The organism is uncultured Xanthomonas sp., from assembly GCF_964278005.1.
In the GTDB taxonomy this organism is placed as follows: Bacteria; Pseudomonadota; Gammaproteobacteria; order Xanthomonadales; family Xanthomonadaceae; genus Xanthomonas_A; species Xanthomonas_A sontii.
The window spans coordinates 498353-516135 of record NZ_CAXYKF010000023.1; the positions used below are offsets into that span (position 1 = coordinate 498353).

The following is a 17783-nucleotide window of genomic DNA, read 5'->3' on the forward strand; positions in this document are numbered from 1 at the left end:
TGCGCGCCCGTACCCTCACCCCAACCCCTCTCCCGGCGGGAGAGGGGCTAAGCGCTTTCCTTCTCCCTTCGGGAGAAGGTGCCCCGCAGGGGCGGATGAGGGTACGGCGGCCAAAGATCCACATTCCCCAAGCCTGATAAACCGCTCACACGCCTCACCCACGTCGCAGCAACATCTGCGTCATCAGTGCGCGCAGGGCTGGCGCGCGGACCGGTTTGGCCAGGAAGCCCCAGCCGCGTTCCTGCGCCAGGGTGCGCAGCGCCGGATCGGCTTCGGCGGTGACCAGGATCACCCGCGGCTCGGCCTGCCAGCCTGCGCACAGCTGCGCGAACAGGGTCGGGCCGTGGCAGTCGCCCATGCGCACGTCCAGCAATACCAGTTCCGGCGCCTGTGCCGGCTGCGCTGCGGCCAGCGCCTGGTCCGGGCCGGCGGCCAGTTCCACCTGGCAGGCCCAGCGCGTCAGCAGGGTCCGGCTGGCCTCGCAGACGCGCGGGTCGTCGTCGATGCACCAGACCCGGCAGCCATGCAGGATCGGGTCGTCGCCGGTGTCGCTGGCCATCGCCGCCGGCATCTGGCGTTGCGCCGCGGCGGCATCGCCCAGCGGCACGGTCACCGAGAACACGCTGCCGCGGCCCAACTGCGAGCGCAGGCCGATACGATGGCCGAGCAGGCGGCCGATGCGCTCCACGATCGCCAGGCCGAGGCCGGCGCCGCGGTCGTTGGCGACGCCGTCGCCAAGTCGGCGGAATTCCTCGAAGATCTCCTGCTGCAGGGCGTCGGGAATACCCGGTCCCTGATCGTGCACTTCGATGCGCAACTGCGCACCGTCGCGCCGGCAACCCAGCAGCACCCGTCCGCGCGGGGTGTAGCGCACCGCGTTGGAGAGGAAGTTCTGCAGGATGCGCCGCAGCAGGGTCGCGTCGCTGCGCACGGTGGCGCGGGTCGGTACGTAGTCCAGGCGCAGCCCACGGCCTTCGGCGACGATGCCGAACTCGCGTGCCAGGGTCTGCAGCAGCGGGTCCAGCGCCAGGTCCTGCACCTGGGTCTTCAACGTGCCCGCTTCCAGTCGCGAGATGTCCAGCAGGCTGTTGAGGATCGCGTCCTGCGCCGCCAGCGCGTTGTCGACATGGTCGGCGATCTGCCGCGCATCGGCCTCGTGCAACTTGCCGCGCAGCGCCGAGACGAACATGCGCGCGGCGTTGAGCGGCTGCAGCAGGTCGTGCACCGCCGAGGCCACGAAGCGGGTCTTGTAGCGGTTGGCGTTCTCGGCCTCGCGCTTGGCCTCGGCCAGGTCGTGGGTGCGTTCGGCGACGCGATGCTCCAGCGCGTCGGCCAGCGAGCGCAGTTCGCGCGCGGCGTTCTTGTAGCTGGTGATGTCGGCGTAGCTGGTGACGAAACCGCCGTCGGGCAGCGGATTGCCGCGGATCTCCAGCACCGTGCCGTCGTCCTTCTCGCTCTCGCGCATGTGCGGACGGCCGCTGCGCAGGTGGTCCAGGCGGCGCTGGATCGCCGCTTCCACCGGGCCGGGGCCGAGCAGGCCGCGGCGTGCGTTGTAGCGGAACACATCCTCGATCGGGCGCCCGACCCGGATCAGTTCCGGCGGGAAGCGGAAGATCTCCAGATAGCGTGAATTCCACGCCACCAGGCGCAGTTGCGCATCGATGATCACCACGCCCTGCGGCAGGTGCTCCAGGCTGCGGCTGAGGCCGGTGTCGGCCTGCTGCGCGGCCTGCACGATACCGTCCTGGGCGGTGCGCAGCTCCTGCGCATGCTGCTGCAGCAACGCCTCCAGTTCGCGCCGGCTGCGCTGGCGCAGCCGCGCCAGGCGCTGGCGCTGCTGGAACAGCAGGCCCAGGAACGACAGCGCCAGCCAGATGCCGGCCGCGGCCAGCGCGGCGGCGCGGCCGGCCGCGCGGCTGCCGCCGACGTCGTGCAGCAGGTGCAGGCGCCAGCCGCCTTCCGGCAGCGCCATGCTCTGCCACAGCAGTGGAGTGGGTTGTGCGGGCATGTCGATGCGCATCACCTGGCCGCCGTCGTCCAGCGTCTCCAGCACCCGCCGTCGCGCCGGCAGCAGCGTCTGCTGCGCGTACTGGCGGGTGGCCAGCAATTCGTCGCGCTCGTGCGCGCTGAGCGGTTGCAACTGGCGATAGCGCCAGACGTCGCGGCTGGACAGGAACACCACGCCATGGCCGTCGCTGACCAGCACTACGTCGGGCACGCGCAGCCATTCGTGCTCCAGTGCAGCCAGTTCGATCTTGATCACGATCACCCCGAGCGGGCGCCCGCGTGCGTCGAGGATCGCCTGCGAGAGGAAGTAGCCGGGCACGCCGGTGGTCATGCCGATGCCGTAGAAGCGGCCCTTGCCCTGCGCCAATGCCTGCTTCACATACGGGCGGAAGCTGTAGTCGGCGCCGACGTTGCTGCTGGCCAGGCGCCAGTTGCTGGCGGCCAGGGCCACGCCGTTGGCGTCGATCAGGGTCAGGGTCGAGGAGCGGGTGACGTCGTTGGCGCGCTCCAGCTTCAGGTTCAACTGCTGCTGGGTGGCTGCGTCCAGCGGATGGGTCAGGGCGTCGCGCAGTTCCGGATCCAGCGCCAGCACCTGCGGCAGGGTACGGTAGCGGTCGATGCGCTGCTGCAGCGTCTGCGCATACAGCTCCAGCTGTTGCCGCAGTTGCACGCTCTCTGCGCGCAATGCGCGCTGTTCGGCGACGTGCTGCGCCGACAGCATCGCCAGCACCATGCCGCCGACGATGACGACCAGCAGCAGGATCAGGCGACGATGGCGCAGGAGCGAGGGCATGCGGAAGAACGCGGCGACCGGGACCGCATCAGCTTAGAGGGTGCGCTGCCGTTTGCGGCATGCGGCGGAGATGGCGGGCGTCGCGGACCGCCAACGAACCGAAACCGCCGGCAGGTGCAACGGCGATCGCATCAGGGAACGTCGCCGGTGTCGTCTTGCGGATGTGCCGCAAACACGCTGTGGGCGCCGAGGCCGCATCACCCAAGGGGCCTTGGCATCGCCGACGCCCCTCCTGCGGCTCGCTGCGCAGCCTTTGCGGCTGGCGCAGCGGGGTGCACGCCGGCCGATCGCCTCGGATCGGCCGGCGTGCGCTGGCTCAGAACTGGACCTGGGCGCGGACGTCCAGCGAGTTCGGCTTGACGTGCACGCCGGCGCGTTCGGCATCGGCGCGCACGTAGTTGACCTGGAACTTGAAGTGGCTGGTCAGGTACCAGTTGGCGCCGAAGGTCCAGTCGTGCTGGCGGCCGCCGAGCACCGTGCCGTCGTCCAGGTCCAGGCGGCTGTAGCGCGCCAGCAGCTCGACCGCGCCGTAGGCGTTGGCCGGCTTGATGTTGCCGACGTTGCCGGCGCTGTACGGCCGCGATTCGCCGGTCAGCACGTAGCTGGCGAACACGTACTGGCCGTCGGCGGTGTAGTCGGGGCGGCCGTTGTCGCGGGTCACGTCGGCGCGCAGCGCCTCGCCCTGCATCGAGAACGGTCCCTTGATCCAGATCGCTTCCAGGCCGGTGCGGCGCACCTGGTCGACGTCGACCAGCGTGCCCGAATCGATCAGACGCACGTCGGTCAGGCCGGCTTCCGGACGCGCACGGAAGCGCGCGCGCGGGCTGAAGCTCACGTCCAGGCCGTTGTGGTAGCCGCGCGGATTCTCCTGCGAGTACGCCAGGCCCAGGTGCAGCACGTCGCCGTCGGCCTTGAACGGGGTCCACACGCCGCGCACCGCCTGGGTGGTGCCGGGGTTGTCGCCCTGCAGGTCCTTGCCGCCGTAGGCGCCGGCCTGCAGCAGGTATTGCGGACGCTCGAAGGTCCACTCCACGCCGGTACGGCGGCCCTGGTAGATGGCCTGCACCGGCAGCGCCACTTCCATGAAGCTGTCCGCGCGCGAGCTGGTCACGCCTTCCAGGCCCACCGGCACCTTGATGTAGCCCAGGCGCACCTTGCCGTAGTCGGCGCCGAACAGGGCCTTGGTCTCGAAGCGGAAGAACACGTCCAGCCACAGCTTGGACTGGAAGTCGAAGTACACCATCGCGTCGTACACGCCCTTCTTCTTCAGCGTCGCGCCGAACTCCTTGCGCCGGAACGCATTGTCGTCCTCCAGGCGACCGTCGTCGTTGGAGAAGTTGTTCCAGTCGTAGGCGTAGTTGCCGGTCACGGCCAGTTCGGTGCCGTCGTTGAAGGCGACCTTGGTCGGCCAGTCGTCGAAACCGTTGGCGGCGACGGCGGGAGCGGCGGCGGTCAGGCCCAGCGCAGCGAAGAGGAGAGTGTGGCGCATGATGGAGTCGTCTCGGTAAGGAATGAAGGCGCGGCAGTCCCCGGCCGGGCTGGTGGTGCCATGGATGGCGCGGGCAGTGCGGCGGTGGACCGCACGCGAACGGCGAGGCCGCTGCGATGCGGACGCGGTGCCGGACGTGATGCCCCCTGCATGCAATAGCGGACGCGCCCGGCCGTTCTTTACGGCGATGTTGCAGTCCTGCGGCGCCGTCTCCCCCTGAAGACGTGCGCTGCGATGGCGGCCACGCCGCCATCGGCCGCGAGGGGCGGCGTCTGCGTGCGGCGTTGCGTTAGCCCTTCCGTGAGCCTGCCGCGCCACTGTAACCGCGTCGACACGGCGCGGCGCCGGGCCTAGTACCAATAGGTTATCTGCTTAGACGCTGGCGACGCGTACAAAGGCAGCATTCCGCGACCCGCGTCGGGTGGGCGGACCGTCCCGGAGCGCCTTCGATGCATATCTCAACTTCCCCGGCCAGCCCTGCGCCGCGGCCGGTGCCGTTCTACCGGCATACCTACGTCCAGGTGCTGGTGGCCATCGTCATCGGTGCCGTGCTCGGCCATCTGGAGCCGCAGTTCGCCACGCAGCTCAAGCCGCTGGCCGATGCCTTCATCAAGCTGGTGAAGATGATCATCGCGCCGGTGATCTTCCTGACCATCGTCACCGGCATCGCCGGCATGACGCACCTGAAGACGGTGGGCCGGGTGTTCGGCAAGGCGATGGTGTACTTCCTGTTCTTCTCCACCCTGGCGCTGGTGGTGGGGATGATCGTCGCGCACGTGGTGCAGCCCGGCGCGGGCATGGACGTCAACCTGGCCACGCTGGACCAGAGCAAGGTCGCCAGCTACGTGCAGAAGTCGCACGACCTGACCCTGGTCGGCTTCCTGATGGACATCATCCCCAATTCGCTGATCGGTGCGTTCACCGGCGACCAGGTGGTCAACGGCAAGCTGGTCGGGACCAACGTGCTGCAGGTGCTGTTCGTCGCCGTGCTGTTCGGCGTGTCGCTGGCCATGGTCGGCGAGCGCGGCAAGCCGGTCCTGAACGTCCTGGAGGCGTTGATCGCGCCGGTGTTCAAGCTGGTGCACATCCTGATGAAGGCCGCGCCGATCGGCGCGCTGGGCGCGATCGCCTACACCATCGGCGAGCACGGCCTGCACTCGCTGGTGCAGTTGGCCTGGCTGGTCGGTTCGTTTTACGTCACCTCGCTGCTGTTCGTGGTGGTGATCCTCGGCGCCGTCGCCTATCTGTGCGGCTTCTCGATCTTCAAGCTGATCCGCTACCTCAAGACGGAACTGTTGCTGGTGCTGGGCACGTCCTCGTCCGAATCGGCGCTGCCGTCGCTGATGGAGAAGATGGAGCGCGCCGGGTGCGAGAAGTCGGTGGTCGGCCTGGTGGTGCCCACCGGTTACTCGTTCAACCTCGACGGCACCAACATCTACATGACGCTCGCGGCGCTGTTCATTGCGCAGGCCACCAACACCGAACTCACTCTGGGCCATCAGATCACGCTGCTGCTGGTGGCGATGCTCAGCTCCAAGGGCGCGGCCGGTGTGACCGGCGCCGGCTTCATCACCCTGGCGGCGACGCTGGCGGTGGTGCCGGAAGTGCCGGTCGCCGGCATGGCGTTGATCCTGGGCGTGGACCGCTTCATGAGCGAGTGCCGCTCGCTGACCAACTTCATGGGCAATGCGGTGGCCACCGTGGTGGTCTCGCGCTGGGAGAATGCGCTGGATCGCGACCGCCTGCGCCTGGCGCTGGATGGCGAGGCCGTGCCGCTGCCGGCGGTGGCGGCCGAACCGCTCGCCACGCGCTGATCCCTTGCATCACACGACGCGCCGGCCTTGCCGGCGCGTTGCTTTTTTCCTGCCCCCAAGGCCGTGGCGACAGCCGCCAGACAGGACCGCTCCTGCGGCTGGGGGTAGAATTCCGGGCCTCCGCGCCTTTCGACAAAAGAAGCCCTCGATGTCAAACGACGATTTCAAACAGGCCGCCCTCGACTATCACCGCCAGCAGCCGCCGGGCAAGATCAAGGTCTCCGCGACCAAGCCCATGCTGACCCAGCGCGATCTCTCCCTGGCCTATTCGCCGGGCGTCGCCTTCGCCTGCGAGGCCATCGTCGCCGATCCGAAACAGGCCAGCGAACTGACCGCGCGCGGCAACCTGGTGGCGGTGATCAGCAACGGCACCGCGGTGCTGGGCCTGGGCAACATCGGCCCGCTGGCATCCAAGCCGGTGATGGAAGGCAAGGGCGTGCTGTTCCAGAAGTTCGCCGGCATCGACGTGTTCGACATCGAGATCAACGAGAACGATCCGGACAAGCTGGTCGACATCATCGCCAGCCTCGAGCCGACCTTCGGTGGCATCAACCTGGAAGACATCAAGGCACCGGAGTGCTTCATCGTCGAGCGCAAGCTGCGCGAGCGCATGAACATCCCGGTGTTCCACGACGACCAGCACGGTACCGCGATCATCGTCGGCGCGGCCGTGCTCAATGCGCTGGTGGTCACCGGCAAGAAGATCGAAGAGGTCAAGCTGGCCACCACCGGCATGGGCGCGGCCGGCATTTCCTGCGTCAACATGCTGGTCTCGCTGGGCCTGAAGCCGGAGAACATCCTGGCCCTGGACCGCGACGGCGTGATCCACACCGGCCGCACCGACCTGGACCCGGACAAGGCGCGCTACGCCCGCGATACCGACAAGCGCACCCTGGCCGAGATCGTCGAGGGCGCGGACATCTTCCTCGGCCTGTCGGCCGCCGGCATCCTCAAGCCGGAGATGGTGGCGACGATGGCGCCGCAGCCGGTGATCTTCGCCCTGGCCAATCCGAATCCGGAGATCACGCCGGAGGCAGCCAAGGCGGTGCGTCCGGACGCGATCATCGGCACCGGCCGTTCGGACTATCCGAACCAGATCAACAACGTGCTGTGCTTCCCCTACCTGTTCCGTGGCGCCATCGACGTCGGCGCCACCGGCATCAACGAGGAAATGAAGATCGCCTGCGTCAAGGCGATCGCGGCGATGGCGCGGCGCGAGGCCTCCGACCTCGGCGCGGCCTACGGCGGCGAGACGCCGAGCTTCGGCCCCGACTACCTGATTCCGCGGCCGCTGGATCCGCGCCTGCTGGTCGAGCTGTCCTCGGCGGTGGCGCAGGCGGCGATGGATTCGGGCGTGGCCACGCGGCCGATCGCCGACATGGCCGCCTACCGCGACAAGCTCAGCCAGTTCGTCTACCGCACCAGCCTGATGATGAAGCCGGTGTACGACCGTGCCCGCGCCGACAAGCAGCGCGTGGTCTATGCCGAGGGCGAAGAGGAAGTGGTGCTGCGCGCGGTGCAGAGCGTGATCGACGAGGGCCTGGCGTTCCCGATCCTGATCGGCCGCCCGGACGTGATCGAGGCGCGCATCCAGCGCCTGGGCCTGCGCATCACTGCCGGCGTGGATTTCGAGATCACCAACATCCACGACGATCCGCGCTTCAACGACTACTGGCAGTACTACCACGCGCTCACCGAGCGCCGCGGCGTCACCGTCACCGCGGCCAAGGAACTGATGCGCTCGCGGCCGACCCTGATCGCCGCGGTGATGGTCGCGCGCGGCGAAGCCGATGCGCTGCTCACCGGCGTGGTCGGCCGCTTCCACAAGAAGCTCGGCTATGCGCGCAGCGTGATTCCGCTGGAGCCGCGGGTCAGTTCGACCTCGGCGATGACCGGTGTGATCAACCAGCAGGGCGCGTTCTTCTTCGTCGACACCCACGTGCAGGAAGACCCGAGCGTGGAGCAGATCGTCGAAGCCACGCTGCAGGCCGCCTATCGCCTGAAGCTGTTCGGCATCGAGCCGAACATCGCATTGCTGTCGCACTCCAATTTCGGCAGCCACGATTCGCGCGACGCGCTGAAGATGCGCCAGGTGCGCGAGGCGCTGCTCAAGCGCAAGCCCGAGCTCAACATCGACGGCGAGATGCAGGGCGATACCGCGTGGGACGAGGCGCTGCGCAAGCAGATCATGCCCAACAGCACGCTGAAGGGCCGCGCCAACCTGTTCGTGCTGCCGAACCTGGAAGCGGCCAACATCGCCTACAACCTGGTGCGCGTGTTCACCGACGGTGTGGCGATCGGCCCGATCCTGATGGGCATTTCCAAGGCGGTGCACATCCTCACCACCAGCGCCACCTCGCGCCGGGTGATGAACATGACCGCGATCGCCGCGGTCGACGCGCAGATCCGCAAGCAGCTCGAAGCGGAAAAATAAGCCGCCACGCGGCTTCCAGCCCGCACCGGCCCGCATGACTGCGGTGCCGGTGCGGCTGCATGTGCTCAAGCGGCGCTTCGGGCGTGCGCACACGGCACGGCTGGCAGCACGGCTGCCACCCTCATGTCTTCAGGAGATCCGCTCGCGCGCTGCGCGCGCCTCACGTGCGAGTCGTGCGCGAGGCCGTGCCTGAGCGCGCGATGTCGCCGCAGACGGAGTGACTGGCAGGGAAGGCAACCGCGATTGCGTCAGGGGCAGTGAGGGAGTGGCGCTGCAGCGGCACGCGTGCCGCAACCGCTGCGTCGGATCGCGGCGAGATCAGCGAAAGGGCGGGGCTGGAAGCGGTTTCATATCGGGGCGACAGCAGGTGTCGCGGTGCGAGTCGCGTCTTCACGCGCAGCCGGCACCTGGGCTGCGCGGGGTCGAGCCGGGCGCGGGGACGGCGCCAGTGGCGCCGCGCCGCGCTCAGGCCATGCGCTTGCCCACCGGCAACGGCAGGCTGTCGCTGTCGGTCTGGTTCAGCTTGGACGGCTTGCCGGTCAGCAGCACATACGCATCGACGCCGGTAAGTTCGGCGATCTTCAGCAAATGCCGGGCATTGGGGACCGAACGGTTGTTCTCCCAATGACCCAGGGTGCTATGCGCCACGCCCAGCAAGGCGGCAAGCTCGCGCAGTGTGAAACCGGCATTTCGCCGCGCCTGCATCAAACGCACACCTATATCCACGAGACACCTCAAAGCGGCATGTCGGCGCCGCGTGATGCCAGCATAGTGGTGCGTTGGTTCCGTATCAAGCGAACCGGAAAGGCGCGTGAAAGGACCGCCTGGGGCCGCCGCCGCGCACCGCGCCCGTGGCGGGACGGGCTGCTAGAATCGCCTGTCCCTTTTTGCCGTGTCCCCACCGCCATGAGCCATACCGCCACCGCGCCCGCCAATGCCCAGACGCGCTACGAGGTGCGCCGCGCCGACCTGCCGCTGAGCTGCCCGACCCCGGAAATGGCGCTGTGGAACTCGCATCCGCGGGTCTACCTGCCGATCGAGGACGAGCCGGGCCTGGAAGCCAAGTGCCCGTACTGCGGCGCGGTCTTCGTGCTGGTCGACTGATCCGGGTTCGATGCACCGCCTGACCGTGGTGCAGCTGCTGCCGGCGCTGGAGTCCGGCGGCGTCGAGCGGTCCACCCTGGAAATCGCCCAGGCCCTGGTCGAGGCCGGGCATCGCGCCGTGGTCGTGTCGGCCGGCGGCCGGCTGCTGCCGGCGCTGGCCGCCACCGGCGCCGAACACATCGCCCTGGACATCGGCCGCAAGTCCTTGCTGACCCTGCGCCACGTGCCGGCGCTGCGGCGCCTGTTCGCGCGCGAGCGCGCCGACATCGTGCACGCGCGCTCGCGGCTGCCGGCCTGGCTGGGCTGGCGCGCGCTGCAGGGCATGCCGGCGGCGCAGCGTCCGCGCCTGGTCACCACCGTGCACGGGCTCAACTCGCCGAGCCGCTACAGCGCGGTGATGACCCGCGGCGAGCGGGTCATCTGCGTGTCCGAGACCGTGCGCGACTACGTGCTGCAGCACTATCCGCAGACCGATCCGGCGCGCCTGCGGGTGTTGCCGCGCGGCATCGATCCGGCGCAGTTCCCGCGCCGTCCCTGGCCCGATGCGCAGGCGCGGGCCTGGGCCGTCAGCCAGGCGCCGGCGTTGGCCGGGGATGGGCCGCTGCTGTTGCTGCCGGGGCGCGGCACCCGCCTGAAGGGCCACGCCGACGCGCTGCGCCTGCTGGCGGCGCTGCGCGGCGAGGGACGCGACGCGCGGCTGTGGCTGCCGGGCGCGCGCGAGGCCGGGCGCGAGGCCTACATCCGCGAACTGGAAACCGAGGCGGCGACCCTCGGCGTGGCCGACGCGGTGGCGTTCACGCCGCCGACCGCGCGCATCGCCGACGCCTACGCCGCCAGCGACCTGGTGCTGCAGCTGTCGCGCAAGCCGGAGGCCTTCGGTCGCACCGTGGTCGAGGCGCTGTCGGTCGGGCGGCCGGTGCTGGGCTGGGCGCATGGCGGGGTCGGCGAATTGCTGGCGCAGCTGCAGCCCGCCGGCGCCGTGGCGACCTTCGACGCCGTGGCCCTGCTGGCGGCCGCGCGCGCACTGCTGGCACAACCGCCGGCGCCGCCGGCCACGCTTCCCTATACGCTGCAGGCGATGCAGCGCAGCACCCTGGCGATCTATGACGAACTCCGGCCCTGACGGTTCCCTGTCCGCTTCTGCGTTGCCCGAAGTCCGCGAACGCTGGGCGCCGGTCTGGGTGCTGGTGTTCGTCGCGCTGTGGCCGGCGCCCGGCCTGGCCGCCGGGGTGCTGGCGCTGGGCGCCCTGGTCACCCTGGCGCGCCTGCTGCACAGCCGCTTCCGCGGCGGCGCGCGCCTGCTCAGCGGCCCGGCCTGGGCGCTGACCACGCTGCTGTTCCTCACCTACTGGCTGCCGCAGCCGTTGTCGGCGCTGGGCGCGGTGGACGTGCCGCTGGCGCTGCGCGAATCGGCGGTGGACCTGCGCTTCCTGCCGTTCCTGTGGCTGGTGGCGATGGCGGTGGCGACGCCGCGCGGTCGCCGCACCACCTTCAACGGCCTGGCGGTGATCGCCGCGCTCTGGACCGTGGATGCGCTGGCGCAGGCGTTGTGCGGCACCAGCCCGCTGTTCTGGTCGCTGGACCAGCTGAAGTGGGCGATCAGCCACCACGGCCTGTGCACGCCGCAGGAGATCGCCTTGGCCGATCGCCTCAGCGGCGTGTTCGGCCCGTGCAACCTGAAGTTCGGCCAGGTGCTGGCCAGCGTGTCGCCGTTCCTGCTGTGGCTGGCCGCGCGCCGCGGCGGTGCCTGGGGCTGGCTGATCGCGGCAGGGGCGGTCGGCGTGGTGCTGGTGCTGGCGGGATCGCGCGCGTCGTGGATCACCTTCGCGGTGCTGCTGGTGCTGTCGGGCTGGCGCCTGCTCGGCGCGCGCAAGCTGCTGGCGCTGGGCGTGGCCGCGCTGCTGGGCGCCGGGGTGCTCGGCGTGGTGTCGCCGCAGGTGCACGACCGCTTCGAGCGCACCGCGCGCGCGCTCAGCGGGCATCCGGCCGACCTCAACGCGGCGCTGACCGGGCGTGCGCAGATCTGGAGCGCGGCCTGGTGCATGATCCGCCAGCACCCGATCAACGGCGTCGGCGTGCGCGGCTTCCGCGAGGCCTACGTCGGGTGCGACCCGGATCCGAGCCATGCGGGGGAATGGGGGCGCGAGCCGGCGTTTCATGCCCACCAGATCGTGCTCGAGGTGCTCGCCGAGACCGGCGTGATCGGCCTGCTGCTGTGGCTGGCCGGTGCCGCGCAGGCGTGGCGCGCCTGGCGCTACGCCTCGGCGCAGGCGCGCGAGCGGGCGCGCCCGGCGATGCAGGCGCTGCTGATCACGGTGTTCCCGTTCAATACCCACCTGGCGTTCTATTCGTCGTTCTGGGGCGGGCTGACCATGCTGCTGATCGGCCTGTACGCCGGCGCCCTGCTGGCGAACGACCCCGAACCGGGCGAGCGCGCCGACGCCGCGGTGAGCGCTCAGCCGCGCTCGTAGAAGTCGCTGCGGCCGCCGGGCTGGCGCTTGAAGCGGCGGTGGATCCACAGATACTGCGCCGGCGCTTCGCGCACCATCGCCTCGATGGCGGCGTTGACCCGCGCGGTGTCGGCGACCATGTCCTCCGACGGGAAGTCCTGCAGCGGCGGCGCGATGCGCAGCACGTAGTCGGCGCCTTCGCGGCGGTGGAAGTACGGCACCACCGCGCAGCCGGTCAGCCGCGCCAGCTGGTGGGTGGCGGTGATGGTGGCCGCGGGCATGCCGAAGAACGGCACGAACACCGTGTCCTTGCCGCGCATGTCCTGGTCCGGCGCGTACCACAGGAAACCGCCGCGCTTGAGATGGCGCACGCTGCCGCGCAGGTCCTCGTTGGCGAACATGGCGGTGGCGTAGCGCAGACGGCCGCGCTTGACCGCCCATTCGAACACCGGGTTGCGGTGGCGCCGGTACATGCCGGCCAGCGGCACGTACTGGCACAGCAGCCGGCCGCAGATCTCCAGGGTCATGAAGTGGCCCGACACCAGCAGCACGCCGCGGCCCTGCGCCTGCAAGGCCTGCAGATGTTCCAGCCCCTCGATGCGGGTGCGCCGGCGGATCGCGCCGATGCCGCCCCACCAGGCGCGGGCGAACTCGAACACGCCCACGCCCAGCGCATCGAAGCTGTCGCGCAGCAGGCGCGCGCGCCACGCCTCGCTCTGCTCCGGGAAGCACAGTGTCAGGTTCACCTCGGCGGCATGGCGGCGGGTGCCGGCCAGGCGCAGCGCCAGCCAGCCGATGCCGCGACCCAGGGCGCGCTGCAACAGCCAGGGCAGGCGCGCGGCGATCACCGCCAGGCCGAGCAGCAGCCAGGTGGGCCAGTGGCGGGGCGAGCGTGGCGGCGGTGCGGCCTGGGTGGCGGACGCGGGCGGAGTGGGGGCGGCAGACATGCGCCAAGTTTAGCCGGGCGCGCGCATGACCGCGTCGGCGTGCGCTGCGGCGCGCGTGGCGATCGTCTGCCGCCGCCTGCTTGCAACCGGCTATGCTGTCCGGATGCGCAACGATTTCATCGAGCGGCTGCTGCGCGGCCTGTACTCGGCCGTGCTCTATCTGCTGCTGCCGGTCACCGTCTATCACCTGGTCTGGCGCGGTTTCCGCGTGCGCCAGTACTTCCAGCGCTGGGACGAGCGCTACGCCTCGTATTCGCAGGCGCGCGGGCGGCCGCGGGTGTGGCTGCATGCGGTCTCGGTGGGCGAGGTCAACGTCGCCGCGCCGGTGGTCAATGCGCTGCGCGCGCAGCGCCCGGACATCCGCTGGGTGATCACCACCATCACCCCGACCGGTTCGGAGCGGGTGCGCGCGCTGTGGGGAGATGCGCTCGATCATGTGTATCTGCCCTACGACGTGCCCGGCAGCGTCGGCCGTTTCCTGCAGCACTTCCGCCCCAGCCTGGCGCTGATCCTGGAAACCGAACTGTGGCCGAACATGCTGTTCGGCTGCCGCGACCGCGGCATTCCCGTGTACGTGCTCAATGCGCGGCTGTCGGCGCGTTCGTTGCGCGGCTACCGGCTGCTGCGGCCGTTGATCGGGCGTGCGCTGCGCACCGTCACCTGCGTGGCGGCGCAGTCGCAGGAGGATGCCGAGCGCTTCGTCGCGCTCGGCGCGCGTGCCGAGCAGGTGCGCGCGTTGGGCAACCTGAAGTTCGACATCGCCGCGCCTGCGCACTTGCCGGAGGTCGTCGCGGCGTTCCGCGAGCGCGTGCCGGCGGCGCGTCCGGTGTGGATCGCCGCCAGCACCCACGACGGCGAGGAGGCGGCGGTGATCGAGATGCACCGGCAGCTGCGCCGGCAGTGGCCGGACCTGCTGCTGCTGTGGGCGCCGCGGCATCCGGAGCGCTTCGCCAAGGTCGAGGCGCTGGCGCGCGACCAGGGCTGGCGTGTGGCCACGCGCCGCCAGCAGCAGTGGCCGGGCACCGAGGATGCGGTGTTCGTGATCGATACGCTGGGCGAGCTGATGGGGTTCTATGCGTGTGCCCAGGTGGCCTTCGTCGGCGGCAGCTTGCAACCGATCGGCGGGCACAACCTGCTGGAGCCGGCGGCGGTCGGCACGCCGTCGGTGACCGGCCCGCACCTGCATAATTTTTCCGAGATTTCGCGGCGCATGCGCGAAGCCGGCGCGGTGGCCATCTGCGAGGATGCCGGCGCCGTGTGCGCGGCGCTGCAGTCCCTGCTGGGCGACGCGGAGGCGCGCAAGCAGATGGCCGAGGCCGGCTGCGCGCTGGTCGCCAACGGCCGCGGCGCGCTGCAGCGGACCCTGCAACTGATCGCGCCGCACCTGCCGCCGCTGGCGGGCGATGCGGGCGTGGAGGACTGACGCGTCGTAGAGGCGCGCGGGCATATCCGTCGCAGCGGGTATCGCCATGACGGGCTGTTCATGGGAAGTCCCGTCGCGGCTGAAGCCGTTCCTGCGGCTCCTGCGCATGACATGCGTCGTTACTCGAGGTGCCCTGCAAGTCGCGACGCATGGCACTCGCCATCCCTCTCATCCCATCGCGCAGCGCGTCGGGACTGAAGTCCCTCCCACAGGAGGCTGCCGCAATTCGCCCCACGCCTCCATAAACAAAAACGGCGGACCCGAAGGCCCGCCGTTTCGGCGGCAAGCGCGTGTGCGTGCGCTTATTGCGTGCTGTTGGCGGAGTTGAGCTTGGATTCGGCGCTCTGGGTCAGCAGCGCGTTGATCGACTGCACCTCGGCCACGTCCAGCGAGCCGAGCGCCTGGCTCAGCAGCAGACGGTTCTGCAGGAAGTTGTAGCGCGCCTGCGCGTAGGCCAGCTGCGCCTGGTACAGGGTGCGCTGGTTCTGCACCACGTCCAGCACGGTGCGGGTGCCCACTTCCAGGCCGACCTGCGAGGCATCGAACGCGGCCTGCGCCGAGACCACCGCCAGGCGCCGCGCCTCGATCTCGCTGATCCCGGCCACCACCGTCTGGTAGGCGTTGCGGGTGTTGCGGTCGAGCGCGCGCTTCTGCAGTTCGTAGGTGTCCTGAGCGATGTCGCGCTGCGCCAGCGCCTGGCGCACGCCGGACTGGGTGGCGCCGCCGGCGAAGATCGGGATGTTCAAGGTCAGGCCGATGGTGTTGCTGTCGGCGCGCGGGGTGCTGCCGCTGCCGGAGACGCTGTTGCCCCAGTTCGCATCGCGGCCGGCGCTGGCCGACAGGCTCAGCGTCGGCAGGTGCCCGGCGCGTGCCGCCGAGACGCTGGCCTCGGCCGCCTGCACCTGGTACTGATAGGACCGCAGCGACGGGTTCTTGTCCAGCGCCGAGGCGATCAGGCTGTCGATGTCGCCGCCGGTGGCCGGCAGCTGCGGACGGAAATCCTCCGGCAGGCCGCGCAGGTCGCGCACCGGCTGGCCGGTGATCTGGGTCAGCGCCTGGTACAGGTCCTGCAGCGAGTTGCGCGCATTGATCGTGTCGGCGCGGGCCTGGTCGTACTCGGCGCGGGCTTCGTGCACGTCGGTGATCGGCGCCAGGCCCACTTCCAGGCGCTTGTCGGCATAGTCGAACTGCTTCTTGGCGGCGGCTTCGTTGGTCTCGGCGGCGACCAGCGATTCGATCGCCACCAGCACGTTGAAGTAGGCCGCCGAGGTGCGCACGATCAGGTCGTCGTTGGCCGAATCCAGGGTGTAGTCGGCGGCCAGGCTGCGCGCCTTCTGCGCGCGCAGGTTGGAGAACTGGGCGAAGTTGACCAGGGTCTGCTGGCCCTGCACGGCGTAGCTGCGGCTCTTGCCGGTGCCGGCCAGTTCGCCGCCGCCGCGCTCGACTTCGCTATGGTTGCGTTGCAGCGACGCGCTGCCGTTGATCTGCGGCAGCAGGGCGGCGCGCGCCTGCACTTCGCCTTCCTTGTCGTACAGCCGGGTCGATTCCGCGGAGGCCAACTGCGGGTCGCTGTTGCGGGCCATTTCGTAGACTTGCAGCAGGTCCGTGGCGTTGGCGGCCAGCGGAAACAGCGCGGCGGCCAGCGCCAGGACGAGGGATCGGCGGATCATTGCGGCTTCCTTGATGGATCAGAATGTGAACTGGGGGACTGGCGCTGCGCCTCGCAGGTAGTACGCCAGGTCGGTTTCGAACAGCGATTCCGTGCGCGGCGCGCCCGCTTCGGCATGCACCAGCACCGCTTCCATGACCGGCGCGCGGCCGCGGATCGCGAACAGGCGGCCGCCGGGGCGCAGCCAGGCCAGGAACTGGGCCGGGATCTCGGTGACCGCGGCGGTGACGCAGACCACGTCGAAGCGGCGCTCGCTGTTCCAGGCGAAGGCGTCGGCGGTCTCGATGCGGACGTTGCTGCCCAGGCCGGCGGCGTCCAGGTTGGCGCGCGCGGCGGCGGCCAGGGCCGGCTCGATCTCCAGGCTGACCACTTCGCGGCCGAGCTCGCCCAGGCAGGCGCTGACGAAGCCGCTGCCGGTGCCGATCTCCAGCACGTCCTCGCCCGGCTGCAGGTCCAGGGCCTGCAGCATGCGGCCTTCGATGACCGGCTTCATCATGAACTGGCCGTGGCCCAGCGGAATCTCCAGGTCGGCGTAGGCCACGGCGCGGTGGGCCGGCGGCACGAAGGTCTCGCGCGGCAGCCGCGACAGCACGTCGAGCACGCGCAGGTCCAGCACGTCCCAGGGACGGACCTGCTGTTCCACCATCTTTTCGCGGGCTTGGGAGTAGTCGATCGTCATTTCGGGCATCCAACGCGGAGGGCCGGGCATTTTAGCCGGCACGGAGGCCGGGCGTATGCCGCAGCATCGCCGCCGGACGGTCCGGCGCGCAGTGCCGGAAGTCATCGGCCGTCGCGGACAGCCCCACGGCCGGGCTAGCGCGCCGCATAGGCACGCAGGAAGAAGTCGATGCTGGCCTCGACATGGGCGCGGATCCGCTCCTGGCTGGCGTCGCGGCACAGCCCGCACATCATCAGCGAGTACAGCTCGCCCTTGACCAGGCAGAAGAACTGCGAGGCGGCCAGGTCGAGGTCGGCGATGTCCAGCGCGCCGGCGGCGACGTGGGCCTGCAGCAGTTGCGCCAGGTGCTGCTGGGTGCGCTTGGGACCGGCATTCCAGAACATCTCGCGGACGTGGTCGTCGCCGGTGCCCGGGGTCAGCATCATGCGGTGGGTGGCCATCGCCGCGTCGCTGCTGATCATGGCGAAGAAGGCCTGGCCGATGTCCAGCAACTGGGTGCGCAGCGGTCCTTTCAGGGCGTGCCCGAACAGGTCGTCGGGCAGCAGCGCCTGGCATTGCGCGCGCACCGCCTCGGCGAACAGGGTTTCCTTGTCGCCGTAGTGGCTGTAGACGGTGAGCTTGGAGACGCCGGCGCGGGCGGCGATGCCGTCCATGCTGACCCCGCCGAAGCCCAGTTCGGTGAACATTTCCCGTGCCGCTTCCAGGATCGCGGCGCGTTTGCCCATGTCCTTGGGGCGACCGGGCCCGGCGGGACGCGAGGAGGATTTGGCGGAGGCGGCGGACGATTTGCTGACCATGGGTGGCAATACTAGACCAGTCGGTTCGATATTTATACTAGACCCGCTGGTTCATTATTGTGACGCTGCGTTCGGCGGGCGTGGGGGCCGGGCTGCGCAGTGCGCCGGCGCGCACGGACGGCAGGGCCACGGCGTCCAATGCTTTGCTTATGCGCGGCTTACATTTGCCTAACATCG

General features: G+C 69.9%; 13 protein-coding genes. 6 read left to right on the forward strand and 7 right to left on the reverse strand.

Annotated features, from left to right (window positions below):
* Positions 1 to 154 precede the first annotated feature (154 nt).
* Together ACHWVH_RS16480 and ACHWVH_RS16485 are read right to left on the reverse strand one after the other, a co-directional pair.
* Entirely contained in the window at positions 155 to 2800 is a 2646-nt protein-coding gene (locus tag ACHWVH_RS16480; protein ID WP_394687571.1) for a PAS-domain containing protein, read from the reverse strand.
* A 316-nt stretch (positions 2801 to 3116) separates the two neighbouring features.
* Positions 3117 to 4289 (reverse strand): OprO/OprP family phosphate-selective porin, encoded by a 1173-nt coding sequence (locus ACHWVH_RS16485; protein ID WP_017917402.1) that lies wholly within the window; start codon positions 4287 to 4289, stop codon positions 3117 to 3119.
* Between the two features lie 449 nt (positions 4290 to 4738).
* Between ACHWVH_RS16485 and ACHWVH_RS16490 the strand changes: the two genes are divergently transcribed.
* Both ACHWVH_RS16490 and ACHWVH_RS16495 read left to right on the forward strand, forming a co-directional pair.
* The gene (locus tag ACHWVH_RS16490; protein ID WP_267103575.1) at positions 4739 to 6103 is read left to right on the forward strand and encodes a dicarboxylate/amino acid:cation symporter; all 1365 of its coding nucleotides are present in this window, start codon (positions 4739 to 4741) and stop codon (positions 6101 to 6103) included.
* 148 nt (positions 6104 to 6251) lie between these two features.
* Positions 6252 to 8537: an NADP-dependent malic enzyme gene (locus tag ACHWVH_RS16495; RefSeq protein WP_017910606.1), complete on the forward strand. Its 2286-nt coding sequence runs from the start codon at positions 6252 to 6254 to the stop codon at positions 8535 to 8537.
* 465 nt (positions 8538 to 9002) lie between these two features.
* Here ACHWVH_RS16495 and ACHWVH_RS16500 read toward each other — a convergent pair whose 3' ends face one another.
* Complete coding sequence (locus ACHWVH_RS16500; protein ID WP_225851569.1) at positions 9003 to 9263, reverse strand: helix-turn-helix domain-containing protein; 261 nt, start codon at positions 9261 to 9263, stop codon at positions 9003 to 9005.
* A gap of 180 nt (positions 9264 to 9443) precedes the next feature.
* Between ACHWVH_RS16500 and ACHWVH_RS16505 the strand changes: the two genes are divergently transcribed.
* The 3 genes from ACHWVH_RS16505 to ACHWVH_RS16515 are packed head-to-tail and all read left to right on the forward strand — an operon-like array spanning position 9444 to position 12112.
* Positions 9444 to 9641 carry a zinc-finger domain-containing protein gene (locus ACHWVH_RS16505; protein ID WP_010344507.1) on the forward strand — a complete coding sequence of 66 codons (198 nt, stop codon included), beginning with the start codon at positions 9444 to 9446 and terminating at the stop codon, positions 9639 to 9641.
* A gap of 10 nt (positions 9642 to 9651) precedes the next feature.
* Entirely contained in the window at positions 9652 to 10764 is a 1113-nt protein-coding gene (locus ACHWVH_RS16510; protein WP_394687572.1) for a glycosyltransferase, read from the forward strand.
* A complete protein-coding gene (locus ACHWVH_RS16515; RefSeq protein ID WP_394687573.1) occupies positions 10745 to 12112 on the forward strand; it encodes an O-antigen ligase family protein in 1368 nt (455 codons plus the stop codon). The genes ACHWVH_RS16510 and ACHWVH_RS16515 overlap by 20 nt, the downstream gene beginning before the upstream one ends.
* On the opposite strand, the gene ACHWVH_RS16520 is transcribed toward ACHWVH_RS16515, so the two are convergent.
* Entirely contained in the window at positions 12097 to 13038 is a 942-nt protein-coding gene (locus ACHWVH_RS16520) for an LpxL/LpxP family Kdo(2)-lipid IV(A) lauroyl/palmitoleoyl acyltransferase (protein ID WP_394687574.1), read from the reverse strand. The genes ACHWVH_RS16515 and ACHWVH_RS16520 overlap by 16 nt on opposite strands.
* A 103-nt stretch (positions 13039 to 13141) precedes the next feature.
* On the opposite strand from ACHWVH_RS16520, the gene waaA reads away from it, so the two are divergent.
* Positions 13142 to 14461, forward strand: a complete 1320-nt coding sequence (gene waaA / locus ACHWVH_RS16525; protein ID WP_295928467.1) for a lipid IV(A) 3-deoxy-D-manno-octulosonic acid transferase — start codon at positions 13142 to 13144, stop codon at positions 14459 to 14461.
* A gap of 302 nt (positions 14462 to 14763) precedes the next feature.
* Here waaA and ACHWVH_RS16530 read toward each other — a convergent pair whose 3' ends face one another.
* The 3 genes from ACHWVH_RS16530 to ACHWVH_RS16540 all read right to left on the reverse strand — a co-directional run bounded on the left by ACHWVH_RS16530 (position 14764) and on the right by ACHWVH_RS16540 (position 17606).
* A complete protein-coding gene (locus tag ACHWVH_RS16530; RefSeq protein WP_017911135.1) occupies positions 14764 to 16131 on the reverse strand; it encodes a TolC family outer membrane protein in 1368 nt (455 codons plus the stop codon).
* Positions 16132 to 16149: 18 nt separating this feature from the next.
* Positions 16150 to 16809 (reverse strand): protein-L-isoaspartate O-methyltransferase, encoded by a 660-nt coding sequence (locus ACHWVH_RS16535; protein WP_010344493.1) that lies wholly within the window; start codon positions 16807 to 16809, stop codon positions 16150 to 16152.
* Between the two features lie 134 nt (positions 16810 to 16943).
* Positions 16944 to 17606, reverse strand: a complete 663-nt coding sequence (locus ACHWVH_RS16540; RefSeq protein WP_193314164.1) for a TetR/AcrR family transcriptional regulator — start codon at positions 17604 to 17606, stop codon at positions 16944 to 16946.
* Positions 17607 to 17783 lie beyond the last annotated feature (177 nt).